Origin of the sequence: Planococcus chinensis (genome assembly GCF_020071995.1) — a bacterium.
GTDB classification, from domain to species: domain Bacteria; phylum Bacillota; class Bacilli; order Bacillales_A; family Planococcaceae; genus Planococcus; species Planococcus chinensis_A.
Map to the genome: position 1 here is coordinate 1 of NZ_JABWTK010000067.1, position 254 is coordinate 254.

The window sequence follows — 254 nt, forward strand, 5'->3', positions numbered from 1 at the left end:
CCCATTGCGCAAGCAAGTAAGATCCCTCAAAGACGATGAGGTAGATAGGTTCGGGGTGGAAGCGCGGCGACGCGTGCAGCTGACGAATACTAATCGATCGAGGACTTAACCAACACAGTTGTTTTCAATGTCGCATATCCAGTTTTGAGGGCGCAAGCACTCCTGTCCAGTGATGATGGCAAAGAGGCCACACCCGTTCCCATCCCGAACACGGAAGTTAAGCTCTTTTGCGCCGATGGTAGTTGGGGGTTTCC

General features: G+C 52.8%; 2 rRNA genes. Both read left to right on the plus strand.

Annotated elements, in window-relative coordinates:
* Nucleotides 1–113 (plus strand): 23S ribosomal RNA (locus tag HU147_RS19350); the annotation flags it as partial.
* Between the two features lie 52 nt (nucleotides 114–165).
* A 5S ribosomal RNA gene (rrf, locus tag HU147_RS19355) occupies nucleotides 166–254 on the plus strand; the annotation flags it as partial.